General features: G+C 71.0%; 7 protein-coding genes. 4 read left to right on the top strand and 3 right to left on the bottom strand.

Annotation, left to right across the window (positions count from 1 at the left end):
* Positions 1-309: hypothetical protein (locus D7W82_RS42035; RefSeq protein ID WP_233588181.1), on the bottom strand; the 309-nt coding region annotated here is incomplete at its 3' end.
* On the opposite strand from D7W82_RS42035, the gene D7W82_RS37820 reads away from it, so the two are divergent.
* From D7W82_RS37820 to D7W82_RS37810, 3 genes are all read left to right on the top strand, one after another.
* Positions 294-602: a hypothetical protein gene (locus D7W82_RS37820; RefSeq protein ID WP_120622911.1), complete on the top strand. Its 309-nt coding sequence runs from the start codon at positions 294-296 to the stop codon at positions 600-602. The two genes, D7W82_RS42035 and D7W82_RS37820, sit on opposite strands and share 16 nt — an antisense overlap.
* Positions 603-907: 305 nt before the next feature.
* A complete protein-coding gene (locus tag D7W82_RS37815; protein ID WP_120622912.1) occupies positions 908-1,885 on the top strand; it encodes a D-alanine--D-alanine ligase in 978 nt (325 codons plus the stop codon).
* A gap of 317 nt (positions 1,886-2,202) precedes the next feature.
* Positions 2,203-3,726 (top strand): cellulose synthase family protein, encoded by a 1,524-nt coding sequence (locus D7W82_RS37810; RefSeq protein ID WP_120622910.1) that lies wholly within the window; start codon positions 2,203-2,205, stop codon positions 3,724-3,726.
* A 101-nt stretch (positions 3,727-3,827) separates the two neighbouring features.
* Here the strand turns inward: D7W82_RS37810 and D7W82_RS37805 are convergent, their stop codons facing one another.
* Entirely contained in the window at positions 3,828-4,355 is a 528-nt protein-coding gene (locus tag D7W82_RS37805; protein WP_120622909.1) for a hypothetical protein, read from the bottom strand.
* An 82-nt stretch (positions 4,356-4,437) separates the two neighbouring features.
* On the opposite strand from D7W82_RS37805, the gene D7W82_RS37800 reads away from it, so the two are divergent.
* Positions 4,438-5,454, top strand: a complete 1,017-nt coding sequence (locus tag D7W82_RS37800; RefSeq protein ID WP_120622908.1) for a PEGA domain-containing protein — start codon at positions 4,438-4,440, stop codon at positions 5,452-5,454.
* A gap of 49 nt (positions 5,455-5,503) precedes the next feature.
* On the opposite strand, the gene D7W82_RS37795 is transcribed toward D7W82_RS37800, so the two are convergent.
* Positions 5,504-6,100, bottom strand: coding sequence for a hypothetical protein (locus tag D7W82_RS37795; protein WP_120622907.1), 597 nt, complete (start codon positions 6,098-6,100; stop codon positions 5,504-5,506).
* Positions 6,101-6,219: the final 119 nt, after the last annotated feature.

The raw sequence follows: 6,219 nt of genomic DNA, 5'->3' as shown, positions 1-6,219 counted from the left end.
GCGCCTCCGCGCGCTTGAGGCGGGCCGCCTCCTCCCGCGCCGCCCGCGAAGAAGCTGACGCGCAAGGAGCGTGAGGCCGAGGCCCGGCGCCAGCGCGAGGAGGCGGCCCGCCTCAAGCGCGAGGAGGAGCAGCGCAAGAAGGACGAGGAGGCCCAGCGCAAGGCGGCGGAGGAGGCGAAGCGCAAGGCGGACGAAGAGGCGAAGCGCAAGGCGGAGGAAGAGGCCCGGCGCAAGCGCGAGGAAGAGAAGAAGCGCCCCAAGCTCGACGAAGACGATCTCCGGAACTACTAGCCATGCGCCGCCTTTCATCGCTCATCGTTCCCTCGGCCCTCGTCCTGGGCCTGTCCGCCTGCAGCCTGCTCGTCAGCTTCGACCCCGAAGGGCAGCCCTGCGACCGCGGCCAGTGCCTGGAGGGCTACGTCTGCCGCGACGAGGTCTGCACCTCCGAGGACGGCACCCCCACCGACGCCGGCACGTCCGACGCCGGCACCACCGACGCTGGCACCAGTGACGCTGGCACCACCGACGCCGGTGACGACGCGGACGCAGGCCTCACGGATGGCGGCCTGCTGCCCGACGGCGGCGTCCGCGACGGGGGCTGAAGTCCCACGCCGGGCCTGACGTCACCGGTCGCCAGTCACGGCGCCGGTGACGGGCCCCGGATGCCGTTGCCGCCGCGCCTTTGTGTCCCTGGCTCCAGGGGCACCAGGGCGCGGCGCCCTGTAAACACTCCCGCACGTGGCCACCGGGCCGCGCCGTGTCCCGCCGGACACGGCTGCCTGCCGCCTGGCACCACCGCGAAACCCCTGTTATTCCAGCCACTTGAACGCGACGTCCGCGCCGGGGATCACTTCCGGTGCGTGGCATCATCCGTGCTCTGACGCGGGCCCAAGGAGGCATCATCGACATGGGCAAGCGCGTGGGAGTGCTGATGGGCGGGTGGGGCGAGGAGCGGGAGATTTCGCTCAAGACGGGGGAGGCCGTGGTGGCGGCCCTGGAGACCCTGGGGCACACCGTCACCCGCGTCTTCGCGGGCCCGGGCCTGGACCGGGCGCTGCGCGCGGCGGACATCGACGTGGCCTTCCTCGCGCTGCATGGCCGCATGGGCGAGGACGGCCGCGTGCAGGGCCTGCTGGAACTCTTGGAGATTCCGTACACCGGCTCCGGCGTGCTGGCCTCCGCGCTGGCCATGGACAAGCCCATGGCGAAGAAGCTCTTCCAACTGCACAACCTGGCCTCGCCCCGGGGCTACCGGGTGGCCCGCGAGGACGCGGAGCGCGCGCTGGAGCTGCACGGCGACAGCGGCTTCCCCTGCGTGGTGAAGCCCGCGAAGGGCGGCTCGTCCGTGGGCCTGTCCGTGGTGCACGACGCCGGGGCGCTGGTGCCCGCGGTGATCCAGGCGTGCCGCTTCGGCGGCGAGGCCCTGGTGGAGCGCTTCGTCCAGGGTCAGGAGGTGACGGTGGGCATCCTCGGCGACAGCGTGCTGGGCAGCTGCGAGGTGTCCTACCCGCGCGAGGGCTTCGACTACGAGGCCAAGTACAAGGGCGGCGGCGCCCAGTACTTCCTCCCGCCCCGCCTGTCCGACACCCGCCGCGTCAACGTGGAGTCGCTCGCGCTCGCGGCGTACCGCGCCCTGGGCTGCCGGGGCTACGGCCGCGTGGACCTGATGTGCTCCGACACGGAGAACGACGTGGTGCTGGAGGTGAACACCCTGCCGGGCTTCACGCCCGTAAGCCTCCTGCCGAAGATCGCCGCCCGCGCCGGCCTGGACTTCCCCGCGCTGGTGCAGGGCGTGCTGGACCGCGCCACCCGCGACGAGTCGCATGTCTCGGAAGGCCCCGCCCTCGCGCCCACTGCTCCCGTGCCCCTGCGCGTCGCGCGCTAGGTCCTCTGCCGCTCGGAGCACCTGGGACGTCGTCCCGGCATCGCCCCGACGCAGGGAAGAAGGGGGTGACAACCTGCGTCAAAACCGCCGTTCAAAGCCTCTCGAATCCGGGGAATAGTTTGACACGACCCGGGTCGCTCCCTATTGTCCGCCGGCGATCAGTAGCCGGAAGGTCAAAGCCCTGTCTTTTCGGGCACATACGGGGCGGGGCTCAGCAGACCCAGAGGCGGCGGTCAGCGTGAGCGGTCGGTCGGCATGCCGCCACGTCTGGTAGGACCGCTGGCGCCAGTGCCAGCGGGAGGGGCTGAGCGTCACCGATGACCACCGTCGAGATCATCTTCCTGGCAGTCTACTTCAGCTTGCTGAGCGTGCTGGGAGTCTATGGCTCCCACCGCTACCGCATGGCGTTTTTGTATTACCGCCACAAGTTCAAGCTGCCGACGCCGAACGGCACGCTGAAGGCGCTGCCCAAGGTCACCATCCAGCTGCCCATCTTCAATGAGATGTACGTGGTGGAGCGCCTGGTGGAGTCGGTGTGCCGCATCGACTACCCGCGCGAGCTGCTGGAGATCCAGGTGCTGGACGACTCCACGGACGAGACGTGCGGCATCGCGCGCGCGTGCGTGGAGCGCCACCGTCAGAAGGGCCACGACATCGTCTACATCCACCGCGTCAACCGCTCGGGCTTCAAGGCGGGCGCGCTGGAGAACGGCCTCAAGCTGGCCTCGGGCGAGTACGTGGCGGTGTTCGACGCGGACTTCGTCCCCAGCCCCGACTTCCTGATGCGCACGGTGCCCTTCTTCGCGGACGCGAAGGTGGGCATGGTGCAGGTGCGCTGGGGCCACCTGAACCGTGAGTTCAGCATCCTCACGCAGGCGCAGAGCATCTTCCTGGACGGGCACTTCATCATCGAGCACACCGCGCGCAACCGCGCCGGCTGCTTCTTCAACTTCAACGGCACCGCGGGCATCTGGCGCCGCGGCACCATCTCCGACGCGGGCGGCTGGCAGCACGACACGCTCACGGAGGACCTGGACCTGTCCTACCGCGCGCAGCTCAAGGGCTGGCAGTTCATCTTCCTCCCGGAGGTCATCTCTCCCGCGGAGGTGCCGGTGGACATGAACGCCTTCAAGAGCCAGCAGCACCGCTGGGCCAAGGGCTCCATCCAGACGGCGAAGAAGCTGCTCCCCACCATCCTCAAGAGCGACCTGCCGCTCCTGGTGAAGCGCGAGGCCTTCTTCCACCTCACCAACAACATGGCCTACCTGTTGATGGTGCTCCTGTCCGTGCTGATGCCCATCAGCATGGTGGTGCGCTTCCAGCACGGCCTGTACGGCACGCTGTTCCTGGACCTGCCGTTCTTCATCACCGCGACGGCCAGCGTCTGCGTCTTCTACGTGGCCGCCCAGCGCGAGCGCGGCGTGAAGGGCTGGGAGCGCTTCAAGTACCTGCCCTTCCTGATGAGCCTGGGCATCGGCCTGGCCATCAACAACGCGAAGGCCGTGGGCGAGGCGCTGCTCAACCAGCAGTCGGGCTTCGCGCGCACGCCGAAGACGGGCGCGGAGGGCAAGAGCGTCAAGGCCGTGAAGAAGAGCTACCGGGGCAGCAAGACGCTGATGCCGGTGGTGGAGCTGCTCTTCGCCGCCTACTTCACCGGGGCGCTGTGGTTCGCCATCGACTCGCGCATCTACACGTCGGTGCCCTTCATCATCCTGTTCCTGGCGGGCTTCCTCTACGTGGGCGCGTCCAGCCTGCTCCAGGGGCTGGCGGGCCGGGCGAAGGTGCCGGACGCCGCTCCCGCCGTGACGCCCTCCGAGGAGCAGCCGCGTCAGGCGGCCTGAGCCGCTCGCGCCGCTTCCGCGGTCCACCTCGCGCCGCCGCTTCCCTCCTGGACTTCACAGGGCGGGGAGGGCGGCGCGGTGCTTTTGTCCGGGCTTCCGGCCTACATGCCCGCGTCGGGCATGCCCCGCAGCAGCACCTGCTCCTGGCGCACCGGCGCGGGGCCGGAGGTCGCGGGACGGCAGCCCTCGTCGATGGCGGTGCTGGACGCGGCCCTCAGCGTGAGGCCGGCGTCGGTGCAGGCCACCGCCTCCGTGGGGAAGGCGACGGGGCAGGGCGTCCCGGAGGCGCTGAAGCCGGTGGCGCGCGTCTCGCCCACGAAGCCCTCCGGCGTGCGGGTGAGGACGATGCCCACAGAGCCCGCGTCCGGAGACTCCATGCCGCCGTCCGCCCACGCGCGCACCACCGCGAGTGAGAGGGTGCGACCGTCGTCCTGGCCCAGGTAGCGGAAGGCCGGGTTTTGCGCGTGGTGGTAGTCGCCGGACAGGTTCTTCTCACAGCCGGGCGGCACGTGGATGGGAGGCGGCACGGAGGACGTGGAGGTCTCCACCCGGGGTGGGGCCTTGCCCGGACAGGCCGCGAGCGAGAGGACACAGAGGCCGAGGGGGAGGGTGAGGAGGGCGCGGTGCATGGGGCGCGGATATTCTCCCAACGGACGGCCCGGTGGGACGGTGTTTGCTTCCCCTGGGATGACTCTCTAACCTTCGGGCGACATGAGTCTTCGCCGCTTCGCCATCCTGTCGCTCGTCGCCACCCTGGCGCTGCCGTCCGCGGCGTTCGCCCAGGACATTGATGATCTCCTGGGGCCCTCGGAGACGAAGCCCACGAAGCCCAAGGGCACCAAGGCCAAGCCCGCGAAGCCGCCGAAGCCGGCGGCCAAGCGCAAGACGCCGCCCAAGCCGACGGCCAAGCGCAAGGGCAAGGCGGGCAAGAACGCCGCCACGGCCACCGTCGAGGACACGGCCCCCGCGAAGGCCACGCTCGCGCTCAAGCTGGGCAGCAACGCGCGCGGTGCGAAGGTGACGGTGGACGGCCAGGAGGTGAACCCGCAGACGCCGCTGGAGCTGGCGCCGGGGGAGTACACCGTCATCGCCCGCCGTCAGAACTATTCGGAGTTCAACCAGCGGGTGACGCTGGCGCCGGGTCTGACGACGGAGCTGATCATCTCGCTGGACGCGGCCACGGGCTTCGCGACCCTGCGCGCGGACGTGCCCCGCGTGGTGGTGTTCGTGGACGGCAACCGCGTGGGCCCCGCCCCCATCGAGAACCACCCCCTGTCCCAGGGGCAGCACGAAATCGAGTTCCGCGCGCCGGGGCTCAAGGACGTGAAGAACATCAACGTGCGCGCCGGCCAGCTCTACGTCGTGGAGGGGCGGCTGCGTCCCTCGGCCGACACGCCGACGACGGTGGCGCAGGCGGACGATACGCCTCGCTCGTCGTTGCTTGCGCCTTCGAAGCCCGCGGAGTCGCCGGTGGACCAGCCGGGGCTGGCGCTGGGCACCGAGCAGCCGCCGGAGGTGAAGGAGAGCACCAGCAAGTCCTGGTACCAGAAGTGGTACGTCTGGGTGGGCGTGGGCGTGGTGGCCGCCGCCGCGGGCGCTGGCGCCTACGCGATGACCCGGGGCCCCGCGGAGCTCACCCCGGACGAAGTGTGCCGCGGGACGTGCGACGGCGACATCGGGTTCTCGGGCCTGCGCCCGGCGATGCCCGCGAACGGCGTGCGCTTCTGACCCCGCGCGGGGCGGACGTCCGCCCCGGTCGCGAAGGCTCCGGGGCCGCTCAGTGGCCCCGCAGGTCGTCCTCTGCGCGGCCCGCGCCGGGCTCCAGCCGGAGGAAGACGTTCGTCACGCGGCCCACGCCCCAGTAGTCCAGCGCGGTGGCGCGGAGGCGGAAGGGCTCGGACTCCGGCAGCAGGGCGCTGAGGTCCACCTCGTTGGGCTCGAAGCTGAAGGCGCGCCGGCCCACGTTGTCCACCTGCTCGTTGCCAATGAAGACGCTGTCCGCGAAGCCCACGGCGGCGCGGCGCGACACCTTCCCCTTCGTGTCCAGCACCTCCAGCAGCAGGAAGTTGTCCACGGCGAAGCCCTGCGTGCAGGCCGCGTCCCCGCAGAGGCTGGCCTTGGCGCCGTCCAGCAGCAGCTGCGGCGACTCGCCGGTGGCGACGACGCGCGGCGTGCGCTCGCCCTCGCGGGTGTCCACCTCCACGTCCTCGCGCCGCTGCTCCAGGCGGGCCGTCTCGCGCTCCGGCGTGGCGGTCAGCAGCTGGACCGAGCGCGGTTCGGGCGGCGCGGCGGCGGTGGACGGAGGAACCTGCTTCGCGCAGGCCAGGAGGCTCAGCGCGGCGGCGGAGAGGGTCAACGTTCGCGAGTGGCGCACCCGGAGGCTTGTAGCGAGCGGCCCTGGACGGGGTCAATTAGCATGCCCCCCCATGCGGACCCTCCCCGGATGGTGGCTGCTGTGCGCGTTGGTCGCGGGCCCCGTGGCCGCGGCGACAC

Source organism: Corallococcus sp. CA049B (assembly GCF_003611685.1).
Lineage (GTDB): Bacteria > Myxococcota > Myxococcia > Myxococcales > Myxococcaceae > Corallococcus > Corallococcus coralloides.
This window is presented reverse-complemented; position numbering and strand designations above follow the sequence as displayed.

Coding starts and splice junctions, on each gene's coding strand:
- D7W82_RS37815 (WP_120622912.1), top strand. CDS start 908: ATGGGCAAGCGCGTGGGAGTGCTGATGGGCGGGTGGGGCGAGGAGCGG.
- D7W82_RS37805 (WP_120622909.1), bottom strand. CDS start 4,355: ATGCACCGCGCCCTCCTCACCCTCCCCCTCGGCCTCTGTGTCCTCTCG.
- D7W82_RS37800 (WP_120622908.1), top strand. CDS start 4,438: ATGAGTCTTCGCCGCTTCGCCATCCTGTCGCTCGTCGCCACCCTGGCG.
- D7W82_RS37810 (WP_120622910.1), top strand. CDS start 2,203: ATGACCACCGTCGAGATCATCTTCCTGGCAGTCTACTTCAGCTTGCTG.
- D7W82_RS37820 (WP_120622911.1), top strand. CDS start 294: ATGCGCCGCCTTTCATCGCTCATCGTTCCCTCGGCCCTCGTCCTGGGC.